Genomic DNA, 522 nt, shown 5'->3' with positions numbered 1-522 from the left:
CTGGGTGCGATCTCGCGCATGGGCGAGCGAACGCTCAGGCGGTTGCTGATCATCGGCAGCAGTGCGGTCGTGTTGCAGGCGAGCAGGCGCGGTGCCCCCAAGGGCTCGTGGCTCGAGGGCATGCTCGCGCGAAAGCCGCGCATGCTGGTAACGGTCGCGCTTGCCAACAAAACCGCCCGCATCGTCTGGGCGGTGCTAACCAAGCAAGAGGATTACAGAGCTCCGGTCGTAGTCGCGACGTAAGTCGAGGCAGGCCAGAGGCGTCGGAGGGCGCAGTCGGTCGAAGGAGGGTATGCCACAACAGTCGGCGAGACGGGGCCGGAAGAACCAGATAGACCCATCGTGTCCAAGAGCACGCGATTATGAAATGGTTCCGGTCCGCGAACTCCCATACAGGCCAGCAGCGGCATCGCTGCACTACAGGCCGGACAGATGGCAGCATCCGACACAGTGTCAGAACTTCCAAATACCGCTTGCAACCGAAGGGGCGTCCACAGATGGGTCTACGGCCTAGATCAGCAC

Annotated in this window: 1 pseudogene; it reads left to right on the top strand. The window is 62.6% G+C overall.

From position 1 onward, the window contains the following. Positions 1-243: pseudogene (locus AACY45_RS27875) on the top strand (IS110 family transposase); the annotation flags it as partial. Between the last annotated feature and the right edge of the window lie 279 nt (positions 244-522).

The organism is Pseudomonas sp. RA_35y_Pfl2_P32 (assembly GCF_963970735.1).
Lineage (GTDB): Bacteria > Pseudomonadota > Gammaproteobacteria > Pseudomonadales > Pseudomonadaceae > Aquipseudomonas.
The sequence above is the reverse complement of the archived record's forward strand: the minus strand, read 5'-3'. Positions and strand labels throughout refer to the sequence as shown.